The organism is Bartonella sp. OC16QHHD (assembly GCF_042194035.1).
Taxonomy (GTDB): domain Bacteria; phylum Pseudomonadota; class Alphaproteobacteria; order Rhizobiales; family Rhizobiaceae; genus Bartonella.
Genome location: NZ_JBHIMJ010000035.1, coordinates 1 through 21,884, shown reverse-complemented (window position 1 = coordinate 21,884; position 21,884 = coordinate 1). Strand labels below are relative to the sequence as shown.

The 21,884-nt window shown below is 37.8% G+C and carries 15 protein-coding genes, 3 tRNA genes and 2 pseudogenes; 17 read left to right on the top strand and 3 right to left on the bottom strand.

Annotated elements, in window-relative coordinates:
* Positions 1–8 precede the first annotated feature (8 nt).
* A complete protein-coding gene (gene rirA / locus ACFIK1_RS04765; RefSeq protein WP_375611276.1) occupies positions 9–452 on the bottom strand; it encodes an iron-responsive transcriptional regulator RirA in 444 nt (147 codons plus the stop codon).
* 173 nt (positions 453–625) lie between these two features.
* Between rirA and ACFIK1_RS04760 the strand changes: the two genes are divergently transcribed.
* The 8 genes and pseudogenes from ACFIK1_RS04760 to ACFIK1_RS04725 all read left to right on the top strand — a co-directional run bounded on the left by ACFIK1_RS04760 (position 626) and on the right by ACFIK1_RS04725 (position 11,808).
* On the top strand, positions 626–2,893 hold the full coding sequence (locus ACFIK1_RS04760; protein ID WP_375662207.1) for an ATP-binding protein: 2,268 nt from the start codon (positions 626–628) through the stop codon (positions 2,891–2,893).
* 1 nt (position 2,894) lies between these two features.
* Entirely contained in the window at positions 2,895–4,253 is a 1,359-nt protein-coding gene (locus tag ACFIK1_RS04755; RefSeq protein WP_375617700.1) for a sigma-54-dependent transcriptional regulator, read from the top strand.
* A gap of 4 nt (positions 4,254–4,257) precedes the next feature.
* Complete coding sequence (gene trkA, locus ACFIK1_RS04750; protein WP_375611279.1) at positions 4,258–5,634, top strand: Trk system potassium transporter TrkA; 1,377 nt, start codon at positions 4,258–4,260, stop codon at positions 5,632–5,634.
* A gap of 10 nt (positions 5,635–5,644) precedes the next feature.
* Positions 5,645–6,452 (top strand): annotated as a pseudogene (locus ACFIK1_RS04745) (hypothetical protein).
* 147 nt (positions 6,453–6,599) lie between these two features.
* Positions 6,600–7,232 carry an ATP-dependent Clp endopeptidase proteolytic subunit ClpP gene (clpP, locus tag ACFIK1_RS04740; RefSeq protein ID WP_375611281.1) on the top strand — a complete coding sequence of 211 codons (633 nt, stop codon included), beginning with the start codon at positions 6,600–6,602 and terminating at the stop codon, positions 7,230–7,232.
* A gap of 183 nt (positions 7,233–7,415) precedes the next feature.
* Positions 7,416–8,690 (top strand): ATP-dependent Clp protease ATP-binding subunit ClpX, encoded by a 1,275-nt coding sequence (gene clpX, locus ACFIK1_RS04735; protein WP_273723371.1) that lies wholly within the window; start codon positions 7,416–7,418, stop codon positions 8,688–8,690.
* Positions 8,691–8,873: 183 nt separating this feature from the next.
* Positions 8,874–11,300: an endopeptidase La gene (gene lon, locus ACFIK1_RS04730; RefSeq protein ID WP_375662206.1), complete on the top strand. Its 2,427-nt coding sequence runs from the start codon at positions 8,874–8,876 to the stop codon at positions 11,298–11,300.
* 229 nt (positions 11,301–11,529) lie between these two features.
* Positions 11,530–11,808, top strand: coding sequence for an HU family DNA-binding protein (locus ACFIK1_RS04725; RefSeq protein WP_375611283.1), 279 nt, complete (start codon positions 11,530–11,532; stop codon positions 11,806–11,808).
* A 1,060-nt stretch (positions 11,809–12,868) separates the two neighbouring features.
* Here the strand turns inward: ACFIK1_RS04725 and trmFO are convergent.
* A complete protein-coding gene (gene trmFO / locus ACFIK1_RS04720) occupies positions 12,869–14,281 on the bottom strand; it encodes a methylenetetrahydrofolate--tRNA-(uracil(54)-C(5))-methyltransferase (FADH(2)-oxidizing) TrmFO (protein WP_375662205.1) in 1,413 nt (470 codons plus the stop codon).
* Positions 14,282–14,415: 134 nt separating this feature from the next.
* Between trmFO and ACFIK1_RS04715 the strand changes: the two genes are divergently transcribed.
* From ACFIK1_RS04715 to ACFIK1_RS04690, 6 genes are all read left to right on the top strand, one after another.
* Positions 14,416–14,498: transfer RNA gene (locus tag ACFIK1_RS04715), tRNA-Leu, on the top strand.
* 135 nt (positions 14,499–14,633) lie between these two features.
* Entirely contained in the window at positions 14,634–16,061 is a 1,428-nt protein-coding gene (tig, locus tag ACFIK1_RS04710; RefSeq protein ID WP_375662204.1) for a trigger factor, read from the top strand.
* Positions 16,062–16,191: 130 nt separating this feature from the next.
* The gene (gatB, locus tag ACFIK1_RS04705) at positions 16,192–17,691 is read left to right on the top strand and encodes an Asp-tRNA(Asn)/Glu-tRNA(Gln) amidotransferase subunit GatB (protein ID WP_375633066.1); all 1,500 of its coding nucleotides are present in this window, start codon (positions 16,192–16,194) and stop codon (positions 17,689–17,691) included.
* A 181-nt stretch (positions 17,692–17,872) separates the two neighbouring features.
* Positions 17,873–18,271: an NADH:ubiquinone oxidoreductase subunit NDUFA12 gene (locus ACFIK1_RS04700; protein ID WP_375612891.1), complete on the top strand. Its 399-nt coding sequence runs from the start codon at positions 17,873–17,875 to the stop codon at positions 18,269–18,271.
* An 89-nt stretch (positions 18,272–18,360) separates the two neighbouring features.
* A complete protein-coding gene (locus ACFIK1_RS04695; protein WP_375662220.1) occupies positions 18,361–18,786 on the top strand; it encodes a DUF2155 domain-containing protein in 426 nt (141 codons plus the stop codon).
* An 883-nt stretch (positions 18,787–19,669) separates the two neighbouring features.
* Positions 19,670–20,401 (top strand): rhomboid family intramembrane serine protease, encoded by a 732-nt coding sequence (locus tag ACFIK1_RS04690; RefSeq protein ID WP_375662203.1) that lies wholly within the window; start codon positions 19,670–19,672, stop codon positions 20,399–20,401.
* On the opposite strand, the gene ACFIK1_RS04685 is transcribed toward ACFIK1_RS04690, so the two are convergent.
* Positions 20,398–21,228: a TrmH family RNA methyltransferase gene (locus ACFIK1_RS04685; protein WP_375612889.1), complete on the bottom strand. Its 831-nt coding sequence runs from the start codon at positions 21,226–21,228 to the stop codon at positions 20,398–20,400. The genes ACFIK1_RS04690 and ACFIK1_RS04685 overlap by 4 nt on opposite strands.
* 205 nt (positions 21,229–21,433) lie before the next feature.
* On the opposite strand from ACFIK1_RS04685, the gene ACFIK1_RS04680 reads away from it, so the two are divergent.
* The 3 genes and pseudogenes from ACFIK1_RS04680 to ACFIK1_RS04670 form a co-directional block, all read left to right on the top strand.
* Positions 21,434–21,517 (top strand) — tRNA-Tyr (locus ACFIK1_RS04680).
* Between the two features lie 31 nt (positions 21,518–21,548).
* Positions 21,549–21,622, top strand: a tRNA-Gly gene (locus ACFIK1_RS04675).
* A 182-nt stretch (positions 21,623–21,804) separates the two neighbouring features.
* Positions 21,805–21,884: pseudogene (locus tag ACFIK1_RS04670) on the top strand (elongation factor Tu); the annotation flags it as partial.

Here is a 21,884-nt window from a genome sequence, read left to right as displayed (position 1 = left end):
TTATAATCTTAGTTTGCTTTTTTGTCATTAATTTTAAAATGATTTTGAAAGGATGGTTGTTGTAGATCAGCAAGGGATATCACGGATAATACCTCAAAAAAAGCATTTAATGCTTTTTGAAGTGCGGTATTTAAACCACAAAAATCAAACAAGGGGCAAGTTGGTTCTGCAGTATCGAAGCATTCTGCGAGGGAAAAGTTGTCTTCTGTTACTTTCACAACATCCGCGACTGAAATCTCTGCTGCGGGTTTAGCCAATCTAACTCCACCATTGCGTCCACGCACTGTTTGTATAAAACCTGCTTGAACAAGCAGCTGAAGGATTTTAAATAAAAAAAGCTCTGAAACGGCATATGCTTTAGCGATTTCTGGAACACGACTGAGAGTTCCCTGATTATCTGCACAATACATGAGCATTCGAAGAGCATAATTTGTTTGTTTTGTTAATCGCATCTCATTTCCTTCGTAAAGTATCGTCGAACACAGTCTATTTTAAAGATATTTTGCAAAATGTAGAAGTTTTTTCTCGTTGACTATATTTGCTCTATTTTAAATGTAGTATTAGTATTGTCAATTTTTGCTACAAAAGGTTATATGAGAATAATGGGATAAGGGTATGTAAGCTCATGACGAATATAACATCTGTGACGAATCTTCAAGACATAGATAAAAATACTTATAACGATGAGTTGTATCGTTTAAGTAAGGTATATATTTTTTTAGGGATTACAATTATTGTATTGGCTTTACTTACGGCCTCTGTTTCATTTATTATTCTTATTGGATTAACTCCTGTTGTTCCCAGTAGAACAGTAACCCTTATTCTTATAGGAATTAATAGTTTTTGGGTTTTAGGGCTTATTGTCATCGTTTTTTATGAGATGATACCGATCATTCGTGCTTGGCGTTCAAGGCGTGCAGGATCGCGTCTTCATGTGCGCCTTATTTCATTGTTTGCACTTGTTGCGACAATGCCAGCTGTTGCTGTAGCTCTTGTATCGGGTCCAGCACTAAATTTGGGACTTGATCGATGGTTTGATACAACAACGCGGCAAATTGTGGGCTCTTCTATTGATTTAGCAAATGCTTATGCAGATGAAATGCTTCAAAATTTAAAAAATTTATCCTACGCGATGGCATTTGCACTTGATAACAAAAAACTCTTAGAACGTAATCCAGCTGAATATAGGATGCAATTGACGCGTCATGCTCTAGGACGCAATTTGCGTGGTGCATTTTTGTTAAGTTCTAGCGGAGCTATTTTTGTATCGAGTGCTCTTGGTGATGAAGATAAACTGCCAATTCCTCCTTCTCATCTTATTGAACGTGCAACTAGTGCGAGACCTTTTTCTTTTCAACCAGGCGTTCATGATTATTTTGGTATTATTTTAAAATTTACCAATATTCCAAACACATTTTTATATTTGGTGCGTGACGTTGATAAAGGTGTTTTATCTGCTTTGCGTTTGACAGAAGTTAATACAGATCGTTATCGTGATTTAAATGAAAATCGCCTGCTGACACAGATTGCATTTGGTATGCTTTATTTGTGTCTTTTTTTTAGTTTATTCTTATCAGCCATTTGGGCTGCTATTGCTGTTGCTGATCGCTTAGTACGTCCTATTCGTCTTCTCATTAGTGCTGCCGATGATGTTGCTTCTGGAAATATGGAAATTTTCGTGCCAGTACGAGCAAAAGATGGAGATATTGGGCAATTATCCAAAACTTTTAATTACATGGTCAGTGAATTGAAAAGTCGGCGTAATGAATTGATTGCAGTGCGTGATCAAATTGATGAAAGACGGCGTTTTTCTGAAGCTGTGTTATCGGGTGTAACAGCGGGAGTAGCCGGTATAGATGATAATGGTGATATCACCATTATCAATCGGTCTATTGAAGCGATGTTTGATATTCGCTCAGAGCACGTTGTTGGAAAAAGTCTTTTATCTTTAAGCGCTGAAATTTGGCAGGTTTTTCAGTTTGTGCGTTCATTGGATCGTAAAAACCATCGTGAGCAGGTCACTTTAAACGTTGCAGGAAAAGAGCGTGTCTGTAATGTCCAAGTTACGATGGAGGAGGATGATGGACAAGGGCAATCTTGGGTTCTAACAATTGATGATATTACAGACCTTGTTGCAGCGCAACGTACAGCGGCGTGGGCGGATATTGCGCGGCGTATTGCACACGAAATTAAAAATCCTCTTACACCTATTCAGTTATCCGCTGAACGCATTCGTAAACGTTATAACAAAGCTATTACACAAGATAGAGAGGTCTTTGACCGGTGTATTGACACAATTATTCGGCAGGTTGGAGATATTGGGCGTATGGTTGATGAGTTTTCCTCTTTTGCACGTATGCCCAAACCAAAAATGCATATTTTAGATATACGAGAATTGTTGCGCGAAGCATGTTTCTTGATAGAAGTGACGCGACATGATATTCATTTTGAGCAAGATTTAGGAACTCTACCACTTATGGGTGCATTTGATAACCGTCTCATTGTACAGGCTTTTTGCAATGTTATCAAAAACGCGAGCGAATCCATAGATTCAGTTATGCGAGAGGAAAATATTCACGGTCATATTCTTATCCGTTCTTATCGTCAGGAAGAATGGGTGGTTGTGGATGTTGTTGATAACGGGAAAGGACTTCCTAAAGAGCAAAGACAAAAGTTATTAGAACCCTATATAACAACGCGGGAAAAAGGAACAGGGCTGGGGTTAGCTATTGTGCGCAAAGTTATTGAAGATCACGGTGGTTTCATGGAGCTTCATGATGCACCGGAGAGTTTTTATGAAGGTCGTGGTGCGATGATCCGTTTGATATTTCCAGCGGATGGGGGTAAGCAGGGTAATATTATACAAGCCATAAATCATAAGATAGGGGAATAGTATGGTATCAGATATCTTGATTGTTGATGATGAAGCAGATATTCGTGAGCTTGTTGCTGGTATTTTAGATGATGAAGGTTATGAAACGCGTGTTGCTTGTAACTCTGATGAAGCATTGGCTCAAATTAGTGAGCGTATTCCAAAGCTCATTTTTTTGGATATTTGGCTACAGGGTAGTCGTCTCGATGGTTTAGCACTGCTTGATGAAATTAAAACACAATATCCGGCTCTTCCGGTCGTTATGATCTCTGGTCATGGTAATATTGAGACGGCTGTTTCCGCTATAAAGCGAGGAGCATATGATTTCATTGAAAAACCTTTTAAAGCTGATAGACTTGTATTGGTTGCAGAGAGAACACTTGAAAATTCAAATTTAAAACGTGAGCTTTTAGAATTGCGAAAGCGTTCGAACGAGACATTAGAGTTGCTCGGAAAATCGACAGTTATAAAAAATTTGCGTCAAATCATAGAAAAAGTAGCACCAACCAATAGTCGCATCATGATAACAGGTCCTTCAGGGGCAGGAAAAGAGACTGTTGCACGAACTATTCATGCGCTCTCAACGCGTTCGAATGGGCCATTTGTTACAATAAATGCTGCAACGATTACTCCGGAAAGAATGGAAATAGAGCTGTTTGGCAGCGAAATGGAGGGAAGAGAGCGTAAAATTGGTGCCTTAGAGGAAGCTCATGGCGGTATCTTATATCTTGATGAAATTGCTGACATGCCGCGTGAGACTCAAGGGAAGATTCTTCGAGTTTTAACGGGGCAAACATTTGAGAGAATTGGCGGCACAAAACGTGTTAAGGTGGATGTCCGTATCATTTCTTCGACAGCGCAAAATCTTGAAAACCTCATTTCTGATGGGCGCTTTAGGGAGGATCTTTTTCACCGTCTTTCCGTTGTTCCTATTGTTGTTCCGCCCCTTTCAGCGCGTCGTGAAGATATTCCAGAACTTGTACATCATTTTGTAAAAACAATATCACAGCAGGTTGGGATTAAACCGCGTGCAATCAGTGATGATGTGATTGCTATTTTGCAAACGCACGCTTGGCCGGGTAATGTGCGGCAATTACGTAATAATATTGAGCGTCTTCTTATTCTTGTGCGGGATGGTGATGGTCCTATAACAGCGGACTTTCTTCCCAGTGAAGTAAGTGATTCTTTGCCACGTCTTCAAATGGATTCAGATGAAAGTATAATGGATTTGCCGTTACGTGAAGCTCGAGAATTATTTGAAAAGAGATATTTAGTGGCGCAGATTGGGCGTTTGGGTGGAAATATATCACGTACTGCTGAATTTATAGGCATGGAGCGTTCAGCTTTGCACCGTAAACTTAAAGCGCTTGGAGTTTCTTAAAGCGATGCGTATTATTATTTGTGGAGCAGGACAGGTTGGTTATGGGATAGCAGAGCGTCTTGCTGCTGAAAATCACGATGTTACTGTTATTGATATTGAAACGAGATTAATTGAAAAGATTCGCGATACATTGGATGTGAGAGGTTTTGTTGGTCACGGTTCACGGCCTGAAGTTCTTTTGGCTGCAGATGCAGACAAAGCTGATATGTTGATTGCTGTCACTTTGTTTGATGAAGTTAATATGGTAGCTTGCCAAGTAGCACATTCATTATTTAATGTGCCCACAAAAATTGCTCGTATTCGCTCACAATCTTATTTAGAACCACGTTATAAGACGCTTTTTTCCAGAGAGAATATTCCCATTGATGTGGTTATTTCGCCAGAAGTTGAAGTTGGGGAAATGGTTTTGCGCCGTATTGCTTTACCTGGTGCAATAGATGTTCTTTATTTTTGTAATGATGATATTGTGGCACTAGCTTTGGAATGCATGGAAGATTGTCCAGTTATTAATACACCTTTGCGTCAATTAACAGAGCTTTTTCCAGATCTTCATACGACGGTTACTGCTATTAAACGTGGCGCGGAATTATTGGTTGCACATTCAGAAACGCAATTACGCGTTGGTGATATAACCTATCTTGTTGTTTCTCGTGAACAGATGCGTCGTGCTGTTGGGCTTTTTGGTCATAAAGAACAAGATGCCCACCGCATGATTATTGCAGGGGGTGGTCACATTGGCCTTTATGTTGCACAGGCTATTGAAAAGCGTTTCCATAAATTAAAATTGAAGATTATAGAAGCGCATAGAGAAAGAGCCCTCACAATTGCTGATCAGCTTGAAAAAACAACAGTTTTATACGGTAACGTGTTAGATCCAGTGATTCTTCAAGATGCGGGAATTGATCAGTCCGATTTAATGATTACATTGACCAATCAAGATCAGGTTAATCTCTTAAGCGCTATTATTGCTAAAAGATTGGGCTGCAAAGCCAATATGGTATTGATTAATAATGTTGCCTATCAAGAATTTAGTCGTGCTGTTGGTGTGGATGCATATCTTAATCCCCATAGTGTTACAATATCGAGAATTTTGCAACAAATGCGCCGTGGGCGTATTCGTTCTGTTCATTCAGTTTTTAATGGCCGAGCAGAAATTATTGAAGCTGAAGTGATGCAAACATCTTCATTGGTTGGTAAGTCATTATCAGAGCTCAATTTATCAGATGGTTTGAGAATTGGTGCAATTTATCGCAATAAGACAATAATACAGCTTTCGGCAGATACGCGTATTTTGTCTGGTGATAGAATAGTGATTTTTGCTCTTGCTGATAGGGTTCGTGATGTTGAACAACTCTTTCGCGTAAGTTTAGAATATTTTTGATATATTATCTATGGATATTTGTACTTTTTGGTATAGTGGACAATTAAGATTGGTGGATAGGCTTTGTTTGTCCTCAATGGTTAAAACTGGACAGCGCGTTAAGCTTTTTAGTTATGATAAAAAAATAGATAATCTCCCTGCTGGTGTTGAGCTGCATGAAGCCGAATCAATTTTACCACGCTCAGCAATTTATCGCCTTGATCCCGATTTTTCTGATGATAAACTAGGGTGTACAATTGTTCAGTTCTCGGATTTTTTCGTGTTATGCTGATGAAATATCAACAAGGTGTTTGGTTAGATACAGATGTTTACCTTGTTAAACAATTTCATCCAGATGCGGATAAGGTTTGGTTGGCAAGAGAAAATAATACAAGAGTAGGCGTTTCTGCACTTTATTTTCCGCCCAATAACCCTATTATAAAAGTATTTGAGGATTATTGGGCTGGCACAGAAATTATTCCTCATTGGCTTGGGTTTAAGCGTCGTGTTTGGAGACCGTTCTGGTTAAAGAGGAAAAAATGCCGATTTTACCGGGAAATCTTGGCGTTACAATATTTGGCAATGATGGTATTTCACGATTAGCAAAACGATATGGTTTCTTTCATGAAGCAAAGGAAAAGGAAACTTTTTATTATTGGACTGGGCGAAAAACTGAACGTATTTTTGAACCAGCTTTTGGTGTAAAGCCGCTTACAGATTCACGCTTGATAGGCTTTCATATTCACAGAAAGACAAAGACTACGAAAAGACCTCAGGAAGGAAGTTTTTACCATTGGGCGGTATCTCGCATTCCGGATGTTCATCATTTGTTTAGGTAGAGTTATTATTGCTATTTTAACTATTGAGATTTTAATCTATCTTATACAATCTCTTGATTGTAGCTTGCACAAGAGAGTAATGTTAACATATGGATAAAAACATTGAATGTGTAAAGAGCGGTTGTTATATGAACGGAAAGTAAAAATATGAGTGATCCAATGAAAACAGCATTAAGCCTTGTTCCTATGGTTATTGAACAAACCAATCGTGGTGAGCGGGCCTATGATATTTTTTCCCGTCTTTTAAAGGAGCGGATTATTTTTATTAATGGTCCTGTTGAAGATGGTATGGCAATGCTTGTTTGTGCACAATTGCTTTTCTTGGAAGCGGAAAATCCTAAAAAAGAAATTAGTCTTTATATTAATTCTCCAGGTGGAGTCGTAACATCTGGTATGGCTATTTATGATACTATGCAGTTTATTCGCCCTCCTGTTTCTACGCTTTGCATGGGGCAAGCGGCATCTATGGGGTCTTTATTGTTAACGGCTGGAGCAAAAGGTCATCGTTTTACATTGCCAAACGCACGTATTATGGTGCATCAACCATCTGGTGGTTTTCAAGGTCAAGCTTCAGATATTGAGCGACATGCGCAAGATATTATAAAGATGAAACGGCGTTTAAATGAAATTTATGTTCAACATACGAGTCAAGATTATGAGGTTATAGAGAGAACTCTCGATCGCGATCATTTTATGACAGCAGAAGAAGCCAAAGCGTTTGGCTTAGTTGATGATGTTATACAATACCGTGCAGAAACTGAAAAAGAAGAAAAAGATTAAGAATTTTTATAGAAAAAACAGCTACTTTAAATCAAAGAGTTTTATAAAAAATATCGCAAAATAAGAGAAACACCTAAAAGTATTGAGACATGCATGGTTTTCTATATGTCTTTTAGTTTTCATGATGAAAGGCTTCCTTTGAAAAGGCAAAGTGTTCATATATTGTGGTGAAAGGAAAGAAAAATGAGCAAAATTAGCAATAGCGGGAACGAATCAAAAAATACTCTCTATTGCTCGTTCTGCGGCAAGAGTCAGCATGAGGTGCGTAAGCTCATTGCGGGGCCTACTGTATTTATCTGTGATGAATGTGTAGAGCTTTGCATGGATATTATTCGGGAAGAAAATAAGTCTTCTGGGGTTAAGGTGCGTGATGGTGTTCCTACGCCACAGGAAATTATAACAGTTCTTGATGACTATGTTATTGGTCAGCAGCATGCAAAGCGTGTTCTTTCTGTTGCTGTTCATAATCATTATAAACGGTTGGCGCATCAGTCTAAAAGCAATGATATTGAGTTGGCTAAATCAAATATTCTTCTTGTTGGTCCAACGGGTTGTGGTAAAACTTATCTTGCACAAACATTAGCACGTATTATTGATGTGCCTTTTACGATGGCGGATGCGACCACTTTGACTGAAGCGGGTTATGTGGGAGAAGATGTTGAAAATATTATTTTGAAGCTTCTTCAAGCAGCAGATTATAATGTTGAACGTGCGCAGCGTGGTATTGTTTATATTGATGAGGTTGATAAGATTTCTCGTAAAGCAGACAATCCTTCTATTACAAGAGATGTTTCGGGGGAAGGAGTTCAGCAAGCGTTATTAAAAATTATGGAAGGAACGATTGCTTCTGTTCCTCCTCAAGGTGGACGTAAGCATCCGCAACAAGAGTTTCTTCAGGTTGACACCACAAACATCTTATTCATTTGTGGGGGAGCTTTTGCAGGTTTAGAACGGATTATTTCAGGGCGTGGTGAAAAAACTTCTATTGGTTTTTCTGCGACTGTTAAGGCTCCGGATGAGCGTTGTGTCGGTGAAATTTTTCGTGATTTAGAGCCTGAAGATCTTATTAAATTTGGTTTAATACCAGAATTTATTGGGCGCCTTCCTATAGTCGCTACCTTAGAGGATTTAGATGTTAACGCCCTCATGCAAATTTTATCCCAACCTAAAAATGCGTTAGTAAAGCAATATCAGCGTCTTTTTGAAATGGAGAATGTCGAGTTAGCATTTCATGAAGATGCTTTACGTGTTATTGCAAAGAAAGCAATTGAACGTAAAACTGGTGCTCGTGGTTTACGTTCTATTATGGAGAAGATCCTTCTTGAGACGATGTTTGAGCTACCGGCTCTTGAAGGCGTTCAAAAAGTGGTTATTTCGAGTGATGTCGTTGATGGTAAAGCGCGTCCTCTTTATATTTACTCAGAACGTGCAGAAGATAAAGAAAATGTATCAGCATGACATTGTGCGATGCACAATATAAAAGGTGGTAATGAACGGTATTTGATAGGTGTTTCTAATAATATCATTATAATGCTTGATTTATGTATGAGTAATTACCACTTCATGTACAGTGAAGAGCTGAGATTTTCTAAAGGTGGGCTAATTGTTGTAGATAGCTCATAGGCTCCAGAAAGGAGAGTTATGCAATATATTGATGAAAAGACAGATGAAGTAAGAGATGGGGTTTATGCTGTTTTACCTCTTCGTGATATTGTTGTCTTCCCCCATATGATTGTTCCACTTTTTGTGGGCCGCGAAAAATCAATTCGTGCTCTTGAAGAAACGATGGCGGTTGATAAGCAAATACTATTGGTGACACAAAAAAATGCTTCTGATGACGATCCAAAATCAGAGGATATTTATCATATTGGTACATTTGCTAATATTCTTCAACTTTTAAAGCTTCCTGATGGTACTGTAAAGGTTTTAGTCGAAGGAACTGCACGTGCAAAAATTAGTCAATTTGCTTTAAGTGAAGGTTATCATCAGGCTTTTGCAACTGTTACAGAAGAACCTAGAGAGAGTGATGTTGAGATTGAAGCTCTTTCAAGGTCAGTGATTGCTTATTTTGAAAACTATGTAAAGCTTAATAAAAAAATCTCTCCTGAAGTTGTGAATGCGATTGGCCAGCTTGATAATCCTTCTAAGCTTGCCGATACGATTGCTTCTCATTTGATGATTAAACTTGCAGAAAAACAGGAAATATTAGAGCTCTTACCTGTGCGGTCCCGTCTTGAACGTGTTTTGTCCTTCATGGAAGGAGAAATTTCTGTTTTGCAGGTTGAAAAACGTATTCGTTCGCATGTTAAACGGCAAATGGAAAAAAACCAACGAGAATATTATCTCAATGAGCAGATGAAGGCTATTCAAAAAGAGTTAGGAGCAGGTGATGATAGCCGAGATGAACTCTCTGAATTAGAAGAACGTATCAAGAATACAAAACTATCCAAGGAAGCACAGGAGAAAGCTGGAGCAGAATTGAGAAAATTACGGAATATGTCTCCTATGTCTGCAGAAGCGACAGTTGTACGTAACTATCTTGATTGGTTATTAGCAATGCCTTGGGGTAAAAAATCTAAGATTAAAAACAATTTAGATTTTGCTGAAAAGGTCATGAATAATGAACATTTTGGTCTTGAAAAAGTTAAGGAGCGAATTATTGAATATTTGGCCGTACAAAGTCGCGCGTCAAAGATAAAAGGTCCCATTATTTGTTTGTTAGGTCCTCCAGGTGTAGGGAAAACATCATTAGCGCGCTCTATTGCAAAGGCAACGGGACGTGAGTATGTTCGTATCTCATTGGGAGGTGTCCGAGATGAAGCAGAAATTCGTGGACATCGCCGAACATATATTGGCTCGATGCCTGGAAAAATTATTCAGTCTATGAAAAAAGCAAAAAAATCTAATCCGCTTTTCTTGCTTGATGAAATTGATAAAATGGGCCAAGATTTTCGTGGTGATCCTTCATCCGCTTTATTAGAAGTTCTTGATCCTGAACAAAATGGTACATTCATTGATCACTATTTGGAAGTTGAATATGATCTTTCTGATGTCATGTTTATCACAACTGCCAATACGCTTAATATTCCAGGTCCGTTAATGGATCGTATGGAAATTATTCGTATCGCTGGTTATACTGAATGTGAGAAAATGGAAATTGTTAAACAGCATCTTTTACCAAAGGCACTAAAAGATCACTGTTTATCTAAAAAAGAACTCAGTATTTCTGATGGAGCACTAAGGTCAATTATTCAGTTTTATACACGTGAGGCAGGCGTTCGTAACCTTGAACGTGAACTCATGAAAATTTCCCGCAAATCCGTTACAAAAATTCTCAAAACACATCAAAAATCTGTAAAAGTTACAGAAAGTAATATTCATGATTTCTTGGGTGTTAAACGTTATCATTACAATCAGATTGAAGGAGAAAATCAAATTGGTGTTGTAACAGGTCTTGCGTGGACAGAAGTCGGTGGAGAGTTATTGACCATTGAAGGAGTTATGATGCCCGGCAAAGGGAAGATGACTGTAACTGGAAATTTACGTGATATTATGAAAGAGTCCATTTCAGCGGCAGCATCTTATGTACGTTCTCGTGCTGTTGATTTTGGTATTGAACCTCCACTTTTTGAAAAACGCGATATCCATGTTCATGTTCCAGAGGGTGCGACACCAAAAGATGGCCCATCGGCTGGGATTGCAATGGTGACAGCAATTGTTTCGGTTCTTACAGGAGTAGCTGTGCATAAAGATATTGCAATGACTGGTGAAATTACTTTACGTGGACGCGTTTTACCCATTGGTGGATTAAAAGAAAAACTCTTAGCAGCTCTTCGAGGAGGGATAAAAAAAGTACTTATTCCTGAAGAAAATGCAAAAGATTTGGTTGATATTCCTGATGATGTCAAAAATAATATGGAAATTATTCCGGTAAATCATGTGAGTGAAGTTTTGAAACACGCTTTGGTTCGTTTTCCAGACACTATTGAATGGAAAGAACCCTCTACAGGGGCTGTGTCAATCCGGTCAGAGAGCAGTGATAGTGAAGGAATACAGATTGCGCACTGATTCACTTATCTCATTTATAACGGCATTTTTTAGGTGGTAGAAGGTGTTGTTGAGGTTATTATTCTGTTTTTTGTTGGAAAAAGTGAAAAATTCCGTGAATAACTGTGATTATTGCTAAAAAAACAATGTTTTGGATAAAAATAAGACTTCTGTTTGCTGTACTTTTCAATAAACTGACCAATAACATGATTAAGTCATGTTCAGGTAATATAGGGAAAGGAAATATTTTATGAATAAAAGTGAATTCGTTAGCTCCGTTGCTGAAAAGGCAGGTGTTTCGAAAGCGCAAGCTGGTGCTGTTGTTGATGCTTTTATGGCTTCTGTAACAGAAGCTTTGGCTTCAGGGGGAGATGTTCGTCTTCCAGGTTTTGGCACTTTTGAAGTTTCTCATCGTGCTGCAACAAAGGGGCGTAATCCTTCAACTGGTGCTGAAATTGATATTCCAGCACGTTCTGTACCCAAATTTTCTGCAGGAAAAAGCCTTAAAGAAGCAGTTAATAAAAAATAATTTAAGCTACATTAAAAAAACCCGATTTATTTATAAGCGGGTTTTTTTTTAACACATGTGTTATGCTTGTTTTTCACATAAAACTTTGAGATCCTTGCGATATTTTTTATTTTCATGTATTGGTGGAAATATATTGTTTTAGTCTTTTCAATAAAATATTGCACTGTATTAATTGAGCGCGGGTATGGCTTATAAAATGTAATATTAACTTTTATTACGCTGAAGTGTTACGGTATTTATTTCAAAACAAGATCCGTAAATAATATGAAGCGGAAAACTCTGTAAAGTCCATAAAAGTTATTATATATCACCATTTACGCTTAATAAAAGCGCATGTTGGTGCCACCGTGCTATCTATTTTTCTCAGTTCCTATAATGTTGCGACTAGCCCCAGATATCTGAGACGAGTGCATAAGGGATAGTTTTATTCTTTTACTCTTATACGCCAACCTTTCTTGTGACGCACCAAGAGGATAATTTTTATTGATTTATTAGAGAGTCTGAAATGAAAGAATCTTATGATATTCAGATTTGGTTTTTAATATTGGGATTTTTCTTGGCATTTGAGAGGGGAGAGATAGCTCCAGCTCTATCCTACAAATATTTTTTCCATATCTTTATTTCACTTGTGATATGCAAGCGAGTATTTTTCCTTCATCATACAAGAGTTAAAATGAGAGAACATCACAAATTTTGAGGGAGGAAGTTACAAAACAGAAAAATTACTCTTATAAAATAATATACATTACGTAATATAAAAACTATTAATAAAGATAGTACAGTATTACTTGTGTATTTTCCATTTATTTATTTTGATTATTCATAATATATTTATATAATTATTTTGTATTTAGTCATTAAATCATATTAAATTGTTGATAGCGGTAAAGTTTTTTTATAGCCAAAAGTTATTTTACAGCATCTACATAATTGAATAAATGATGAAACGTAGGGTAGTATTTATTGATTGGGGGAGACAGTCTTTAAAAGGCTTTAGAATGATTTTTTCACGAGAGTCATAAAGATCTATTCAGTAGGAGAGAGGCGAATCGTGTGTTTTTTATAAACAGGAGCTCTTTGATTCTTTATTTGCTAACCACTGAGTACAATCATTGAGAGCTCTCGCTGTTATGGCTTGTTTTTTTACTAATTTTTTTTCTTTACTTGGTAAGCGTTTTCCTGAATGTTTAATAGAAGTAATAGGCGGAAAGAGTCCGAAATTGATATTCATTGGCTGAAAAGATTGTGTTTCTGCTTTTTCATCTATGATGTGTCCCCCTGTAATATGATTCAAAAGGGCTCCGAATGCTGTAGTTTGTGGGGGTAGGCAAGGGGAAATATGATGATATTCGGCAGCAGCAAAACGTCCAGCAAGAAGCCCTATTGCCGCTGATTCTACATAACCTTCACATCCGGTAATTTGCCCTGCAAAGCGTAGTTGTTTTTTTTGTTTTAAACGAAGGGTTTGATCAAGAATAATTGGCGAGTTGAGGTAGGTATTGCGGTGAAGACCACCAAGACGCGCAAACTCTGCTTTTTCAAGACCTGGAATCATTCTAAAAATACGAATTTGTTCACCATATTTCAGTTTTGTTTGAAAGCCGACCATATTATAAAGCGTTCCAAGTTTATTATCTTGGCGTAATTGAACGACAGCATAGGGTTTAACTGTAGGGTTATGGGCATTAGTTAAGCCCATAGGTTTCATAGGACCATGTCTTAACGTTTCAAGTCCGCGCTCAGCCATAATTTCAATGGGGAGGCATCCATCAAAATAGGGCGTTTTTTCAAAGTCACGAAACTCTGTTTTTTCAGCATTTTTTAACTCTTCAACGAATGTTTCATATTGTTCTTTGTTGAGGGGACAATTAAGATAATCTTTTCCTGTTCCCTCAGGACCAATTTTATCATAGCGAGACTGATACCAACAAATGTTGATATCAATACTGTCGGTATGGATAATAGGCGCAATTGCATCAAAAAAAGAAAGAGCTTTTATACCGGTTATTGCTTGTAATTTTTGAGCAAGTGCAGGCGATGTAAGGGGGCCTGTTGCAATGACAACATGTTTCCAAGCTTTAGGAATTTCTTGAACTTCTTCACGTTTGATTGTTATAAGAGGGTGATTTTCAAGTGCTGTCGTAACGGTTTTTGAAAATCCATCACGGTCAACAGCAAGAGCACTACCTGCGGGAACTTTGTTGGCATCAGCAGCTTTCATAATTAACGATTTTGCTAATCGCATTTCAGCATGTAAAAGCCCTACGGCATTGGTTAATGAATCATCGCAACGAAACGAATTTGAACAAACCAGTTCTGCCAATTTATCGGTTTTATGGGCATCTGATTTTTTTTCGGGTCGCATTTCATGCAAAACAACAGAAATTCCTGACTGAGCGATTTGCCAGCTTGCTTCACACCCCGCAAGACCGCCACCGATGATATGAATTGGGATATCAAATGTCTTTAACATAATTGACTTTTAGCGTAAGTAGTTATGTATGAAAAGCATAGATTTTGTTTTTTTTAATATATTTGTTTGCTTTTTTTCTGTAATTAATGGTATAGAAACGCCGCTTGTATAAGGTTATTAGCTTGTAAGTTTGAGCGGATGTGGCGAAATTGGTAGACGCACCAGATTTAGGTTCTGGCGGGAGACCGTGGGGGTTCGAGTCCCTCCATCCGCACCAAAGCAATCCCTTAAGTGCTACGGATTTCTACGTGTCTGAAATTCCGCTTCATGGTAAATGTAACACTCGAAGTGTTAGAATGTAATGATTATTAGAGTGGGTTGATCCCTCTCCTTAGAAAAATGAAGGTGTTTAATGCAGGTTACCGAGACGCTTAATGAAGGACTGAAGCGCGAAATTAAGATCGTGGTTCCAGCGAAAGATTTAGAAGAAAAGTTGAATGAACGATTGGATGATACCAAGGGAAAAATCAAGCTTAATGGTTTTCGTCCCGGTAAAGTGCCTAGTGGGCATTTGCGAAAAATGTATGGTAAATCCTTTATGGCTGAGATTCTCAATGAGATACTCAGTGATGCACCCCGTTCTATTTTAGCAGACCGCAATGAACGTGCAGCGATGCAGCCAAAAATTGATATAGATGAAGATGAAAAAATTCTAGATGGCAAAGCTGATTTTACTTTTAGTTTAAAGTATGAAGTTTTACCAAAAATTGACATTAAAGATTTTGAACGTATTAAGGTTATCCGTGAAATTGCAACTATTCCTGAACAGGATATTGATGATCAAGTCAATCGCGTCCTTTCTTCTACGCGTAATTATTCCCTAAAAGAGGGGAATTCTGAAGAAGGTGATCGTATTACTATAGATTATCAAGGTAAGCTTGAAGGCGTTCCATTTGAAGGTGGGGCAGATAGTGATGCACAACTGATTCTTGGGTCAAAACAATTTATTCGTGGTTTTGAAGAGCAATTGGTTGGTGTGAAAGCTGGGGATGTAAAAACGATTTTTGTTAAATTTCCTGATAATTACAGTGCGGCACATTTGGCGGGACGGGAAGCAGAGTTTGACATTACTGTCAAAGCTGTCTTTAAACCAGATGAATTAAAAATTGATGATGAAGCAGCGCAAAAAGTTGGTTTAGAGTCTCTAGATCGCTTACGTGAGGTCGTTCGTGGGCAGATTGAAAGCCAATATGGTTCAGTGACACGTCAAAAAGTTAAGCGTCAAATTCTTGATGCTTTAGATGCTGATTATAATTTTGAGATTCCTGAAGAACTTTTAGAGGTTGAGTTTAACAATATATGGGCTCAGGTTAATGATGATTTGAAAAAGGCTGGGCGCAGTTTTGAAGATGAAGGTATTACAGAAGAAAAGGCACGGGAGGAATATCGTGTCCTTGCGCAGCGTCGTGTTCGTCTTGGTTTGGTGCTTTCTGAAATTGGAATGAAGGTTGGTGTTAAAGTTAGTGAAGATGAGCTAAAAGCAGCCGTTTTTGATCAGGTTCGCCAGTATCCTGGACAAGAGAAAGAGATTATGGATTTTTTCCGTAAGACTCCGGAAGCTGTTGAAAATCTACGTGCTCCGATTTTTGAAGAAAAGGTCATTGATCATTTATTAGCACAGATAAAAGTCACAGATAAAGAAGTGACGGTTGAAGAGTTGATGAAAGAATATGACGAATCAGATGTCCCTGAAGAAAAGCCGGCAAAGAAAAAGTCTGCAGTGAAAGAAACGTCTACAGAGAAAAAACCAGCTAAGAAAAAGGCTCCTAAAAAAGCTTAATATTTATGCAAACAACACAAGCCCGATAAAATCGGGCTTGTGTTGTAAGATTTATATCCTAGGATTGCACTGAGAGAATGGTTTTAGATAAGCCATGAGTGAATTTTAAAATATTGGTAGTGGATTGGCAATGAGCATCATTGATACGCGTACTCCTGATTCTAAGCGTTTTATTTCTGGAGTTACAGGTGATTGGGAAGTCATCATTGGCATGGAAGTTCATGCGCAAATCATATCAAATTCGAAACTTTTTTCAGGAGCATCAACCAAATTTGGTGCAGAGCCGAACAATCATGTATCACTTATTGATGCAGCCATGCCAGGTATGTTGCCTGTTCTTAATCAAGAATGTGTTCGTCAAGCGGTTCGAATGGGGTTAGGATTAAAGGCGCATATTAATTTAAAATCTGTTTTTGATCGCAAAAACTATTTTTATCCAGATTTACCGCAGGGGTATCAGATTTCTCAATTTCGCTATCCCATTGTAGGAGAGGGAAAGATTATTATATCTGTTGGTCCGGATTCGAATGGACAATTTGAGGATATTGAAGTGGGAATTGAGAGGTTGCATCTTGAACAGGATGCTGGAAAATCGATGCACGATCAACATCCAACAATGTCTTTTGTAGATCTGAATCGTTCTGGTGTTGCTCTTATGGAAATTGTTTCCAAGCCTGATATGCGCTCATCAGATGAAGCCAAAGCCTATATGACAAAATTGCGTACGATTGTTCGTTATTTGGGCACTTGCGATGGCAATATGGATGAAGGTTCTATGCGTGCAGATGTCAATGTATCTGTTCGTCGTCCTGGTGAAGATTTTGGAACGCGCTGTGAAATTAAAAACGTTAATTCTATTCGCTTTATTGGTCAAGCAATTGAATATGAAGCGCGTCGTCAGATTGCAATTTTAGAAGATGGAGGCGTCATAGATCAAGAGACTCGGCTTTTTGATGCCGCTAAAGGTGAAACGCGCTCTATGCGCTCAAAGGAAGAAGCGCATGACTATCGTTATTTTCCTGATCCTGATCTTTTACCGTTAGAATTTGATCAAGCATTTGTGGATGCTTTGGCAGCAGACTTACCAGAGTTGCCTGACGCTATAAAAGCACGTTTTGTTAAAGAAATGGGATTGACAGTGTATGATGCTTCCATTCTTGTGACAGAAAAGGCTATTGCTGATTATTTTGAAGAAGTAGCGCGTGGGCGTGATGGAAAAATAGTTGCCAATTGGGTGATTAACGACCTTTTAGGGGCTTTAAATAAAGATAATCGTGAGATTGAAGAGTCACCAGTATCGCCAAATCAATTGGGAAGCATTATTGATCTTATAAAAGAAGGAGTTATTTCTGGAAAAATTGCCAAAGATCTTTTTGAGATTATTTGGAATGAGGGGGGAGATGCACGCCAAATTGTAGAAGAACGAAATATGAAGCAGGTAACGGATACAAAGGCTATTGAAAGAGCTGTTGATGAGATCGTTGCCAATAATTCTGATAAAGTTGCGCAAGCAAAGCACAAACCTGCTTTAGCTGGTTGGTTTGTTGGACAGGTAATGAAAGCAACAGGTGGTAAGGCAAATCCCCAAGCTGTTAATGAATTGGTTAAGATGAAACTTGGCATAGATTAAATTTTATGGGGTGGAGAAGAAGCCATACATATGATATCTTCTTGAAATTAAAGGATAGTACGTTAACCTATCAATTGGAATTGTAGTTGAATTTACTAGTAACTTTTTCGATAATTTCAATCGTTAATAATTTTATTCCAACGATTAATTTCATGAACGCACTAAATGAATGGAATAGCAGATGGCTCGTTTTTTTAAGCAAATCTTCACATGGTGGAATGGCAATACCATTGGTACGCGTTTTTTCACATGGCGCAAAGGTAAGCGGATAGGGGAAGATCAATTTGGAAATATATATTATGAAGGAGGACTTCATAAGGATGGTTATCCGCACCGTTGGGTTATCTATAAAGACTATTCTGAGGCCTCTACTATTCCACCAGGTTGGCACGGCTGGATTCATCATCGCTGTGAGTGTCCACCAACACAAGAGGATTATCATCCTTATGAATGGGAAAAGCCTCATGTTGCAAATATGACAGGAACAAGTGAGGGCTATCGACCAAAGGGGGCTATCACCTCCAATGGAGAGCGTTCTTGTGTGCATGAAGATTATGATGCGTGGTCACCTAAAAAATAACATGTTTTAATGTGCGTGTGTATTTTTGTCTTATTTGACTCTATGTTATGAAAAGAATTATTTTTTAAGGTGCGATTGATTTTGATATGATGAGATTTTTTTTATTGTTAGGGGTGAGGCATTTTTTTTATATTTTTTTTATGGGAATTTTAGTGTTTTTATCCTTAAATAATGGGGTGCGGGCTGAGCGTATTAGCAATGGAATTGCTGTTTTTGCAGGTCTTGACAAAATCACAGGACGGACTACACGTTTTGAAGTTACTCTTGGTGAAATTTATCAGTACGGCGCATTACAGGTAACACCACGTGCGTGTTATACGAGCTCTAAAGATGAACCCACGCGTACAACTGGTTTTATTGAAGTCAATGAAGTAACATTAGATAAAAAAATACGGCGTATTTTTACAGGATGGATGTTTGCAGATAGTCCTGGTTTGAACGCTGTTGAGCATCCTATTTATGATGTGTGGTTAAAAGATTGCAAACAGAATTCTCAAGATCGTCCTCTTCAATAATTAGTGTGTTATCTATTTATAATTCATTGGTTTATAATGGTCCTTTATCATTTTGCAACTTAATAGGAAGGTTCAAATTCCTATGATTGCCTCATTTAAATTTTTTATATTGAATTAATCCGGACTATTCTCTTGCACGTTACAAGTGGCGGATGTATCAATAAGACTGTCTAAGAAAGGAATAAAAAATTCCGTCATGAACTGTTTAAATTCAAAGATGCATCATTAGAATCAACATATTTTTTCAGTGCTTCATAAGAGACAGTTCTTGAATTATATCTGTTAAAGGTTGAAATGAAAGGCTTGTTTATATTTGTTAAAGAGATGAACTGACGCTTTTGCATGTATGAAGGAAACAGACTATCAAGTAAGTAATTCATCATGAAACACCAATTAGTATATCTAGAGAACGCTGTATTGGTATTTTTTCTCATAGAGATGTCGTTTTTCGTTCAAAGCGTAGAAGCAATGCAGGACATATTAATGGAAAAATTGAGATTTAAGATTCTTTAAAGTTTATCAATCGAAGTATAGCTTGGTTAAAGAATGCAATAATCAATATATTTCTAGTAAGAAAATAATGTTTATATATTTTTATTATACACCACCTCATAAGTGAGTTTGTCTATTCGTAAATTCTTGTATATTGCATGGTAACTTCACATTTAAGTAAGCAGGATACCGCTAAGTTTGTAAATCATATTCTTGATATCCATGCTTTTTAAAATCTTTTGTATAAAATACACGTGTTTTCATGTAGAGCTATTGAAAATTTAAAAAAGGGCTTCGAAGAGGCGTTGAGAAGATTCTGCATCACTGGGAATGGTATATTTATTTTGTATAAAGAATAACCCATTTTCTAAAAAATACGAGATTTTATACAATGAAAGTTTCTAGTCACCAACATAATGATGTTTCCCGATTGCCGAAACAACCTAAAGAACCCTTATTGAATGTTCCATTTATTATAGTTGTTTTGATAGCATTTTGTTTTTGTCTTTATTGCATTTCTCAGTATTTTTTTTCTCATCAGGTTTATGTTGAAAGCCTTGAGTTTTTTTCATTTATACCAGCATTGTTTAAGAGGGATCCTGTAGCATTTTGTTATACCATGGTGAGTTATTCATTTATGCATAGTAGTTTTAAACATGTTGCTCTTAATATGGTTTGGCTTTTGGTTTTCGGCTCTCCTTTAGCAAGGCATTTTGGTGTTTTACGTTTTTTAATTTTTTGGGTGTTAACGGCAGTTATTTCTGTTTTGACTTATTTTACATTTCATCAAGAAAGTACCATATCACTTATTGGGGCGTCAGGTGCCGTATCTGGAATGATGGGGGCTATTGCACGTTACGGTTTTCCTAGTGGTAATCTAGCTGTCAATGTGCAGAACGAAAAACTTTTGGGATCTTTATTATCTGTCAAAAAAGCTCTGTGTTCTAAGGGGGTTCTTGTTTATATGAGTGTATGGCTGACGACTGATTTGATCATAGGTATTTCTTCTATTTTGTTTGAAGAAAATGGCATCTCAATAGCATGGGAAGTTCATATTGGCGGGTTTTTTGCGGGTTTTTTGTTGGTTGGTTTTTTTGATGTTTCACAAAAAATTAAAAACTAGAATCTAAGATATTGATGTGCCACATAAAGAGCTATTGTTGCTGCATTTGAAACATTTAATGATTTAATATTTCCAGGCATGTCAAGGCGTGTTAAAGCGCAAACGGTTTCGCGTGTTTTTTTACGTAAACCTTTACCTTCTGCTCCTAAAACAAGAGCAATTTTATTCCCTGTTAATGCTGTTTCTAGAGGTTGGTCACCTTCTGAATCGAGACCAAAGCTTGTAAAACCTGTTTGATGAAGTTCTTGAAGAGCTTCAGCAAGGTTTCGTACGGTAATATAATGAATCATTTCCAGAGCTCCAGATGCCGCTTTCGCAAGAACACCGCTTTCGTGGGGAGAGTGACGGCAAGTTGTAATAAGTGCTTTAGCTTTCAATGCAACTGCAGAGCGCATAATAGCACCAACATTATGTGGATCGGTAATTTGATCCATGACAATGACCAGATCAGTATTGGTTAGTTCCGACAGTTTGCATGGTTTGAGGGGGAGAGTTTCCAAAACAATACCTTGATGAACAGCCTCACTTCCAACAAGCGAATCAAGATATTTGGGGGTGCATAATGTAACAGAGCAAGGATAATCTGATTCGGATATATTTAATCGTTTTAAGGCATTTTGTGTAACGTAAAGACATTTTAAAATTCTTTTTGGGTTTTCTAAAGCAGCCTGAACAGAATGAATGCCATAAAGATGGATGATCTCTTGCTGTAAAGAAGCAGCTTTCTTCTTTGGGTGTGTAAAAGATCGAGAAGGAGAGCCTTTTGTATCGCGATATCGGCGACGCAAACGAGCATAATGAGAATTTTGTGATGTTTTTTCTTTCATAGCTTCTTTATAACGTGTTAATAAGAAAAATAGAGAGAAAAAATCTATAATTTAAAATTATGAGCAGGAAATTTGTACAGAATTGTATTTATTCTGTTGACAGATACAATAGTAATCGTCATAACCACTTCGCAATCAGATTGAATTGAATGGGTATTCAAGATGGTTGTCGTGATGTCTCATTGCGCGACTTTATCGGTGTAATGGAGGGGTGCCCGAGTGGTTAAAGGGGGCGGACTGTAAATCCGTTGCGTATGCTACGTTGGTTCGAATCCAACCCCCTCCACCATTCATCGAAGGAGAGTTAGTACGTGGGTCATGCGGGTATAGCTCAATGGTAGAGCAGCAGCCTTCCAAGCTGAATATGCGGGTTCGATTCCCGCTACCCGCTCCAAATGGTTGTTGATGATTGGGCAAATAGGTATGATGGAGGATATTCCATTTATAGATTTGGTGGGGTTTTCCGTCTAAGAGTTGTGGTGATTGGGCTGTTTACAGTCTGGTCAGACTTAAGTTTTGCAGAACTGTCCCTAGGTGCTAATAAAAATTAGGGAATAAAACAAGAGATTAATAGCAATGGCGAAGAGCAAGTTTGAACGAACAAAACCGCATGTTAATATTGGTACGATTGGTCACGTTGATCATGGGAAGACCTC

Excerpts from the sequence above, each read along its gene's own strand:
- rirA (WP_375611276.1), bottom strand. The coding sequence starts at position 452 with ATGCGATTAACAAAACAAACAAATTATGCTCTTCGAATGCTCATGTAT.
- ACFIK1_RS04760 (WP_375662207.1), top strand. The coding sequence starts at position 626 with ATGACGAATATAACATCTGTGACGAATCTTCAAGACATAGATAAAAAT.
- ACFIK1_RS04755 (WP_375617700.1), top strand. The coding sequence starts at position 2,895 with ATGGTATCAGATATCTTGATTGTTGATGATGAAGCAGATATTCGTGAG.
- trkA (WP_375611279.1), top strand. The coding sequence starts at position 4,258 with ATGCGTATTATTATTTGTGGAGCAGGACAGGTTGGTTATGGGATAGCA.
- clpP (WP_375611281.1), top strand. The coding sequence starts at position 6,600 with ATGAGTGATCCAATGAAAACAGCATTAAGCCTTGTTCCTATGGTTATT.
- clpX (WP_273723371.1), top strand. The coding sequence starts at position 7,416 with ATGAGCAAAATTAGCAATAGCGGGAACGAATCAAAAAATACTCTCTAT.
- lon (WP_375662206.1), top strand. The coding sequence starts at position 8,874 with ATGCAATATATTGATGAAAAGACAGATGAAGTAAGAGATGGGGTTTAT.
- ACFIK1_RS04725 (WP_375611283.1), top strand. The coding sequence starts at position 11,530 with ATGAATAAAAGTGAATTCGTTAGCTCCGTTGCTGAAAAGGCAGGTGTT.
- trmFO (WP_375662205.1), bottom strand. The coding sequence starts at position 14,281 with ATGTTAAAGACATTTGATATCCCAATTCATATCATCGGTGGCGGTCTT.
- tig (WP_375662204.1), top strand. The coding sequence starts at position 14,634 with ATGCAGGTTACCGAGACGCTTAATGAAGGACTGAAGCGCGAAATTAAG.
- gatB (WP_375633066.1), top strand. The coding sequence starts at position 16,192 with ATGAGCATCATTGATACGCGTACTCCTGATTCTAAGCGTTTTATTTCT.
- ACFIK1_RS04700 (WP_375612891.1), top strand. The coding sequence starts at position 17,873 with ATGGCTCGTTTTTTTAAGCAAATCTTCACATGGTGGAATGGCAATACC.
- ACFIK1_RS04695 (WP_375662220.1), top strand. The coding sequence starts at position 18,361 with ATGAGATTTTTTTTATTGTTAGGGGTGAGGCATTTTTTTTATATTTTT.
- ACFIK1_RS04690 (WP_375662203.1), top strand. The coding sequence starts at position 19,670 with ATGAAAGTTTCTAGTCACCAACATAATGATGTTTCCCGATTGCCGAAA.
- ACFIK1_RS04685 (WP_375612889.1), bottom strand. The coding sequence starts at position 21,228 with ATGAAAGAAAAAACATCACAAAATTCTCATTATGCTCGTTTGCGTCGC.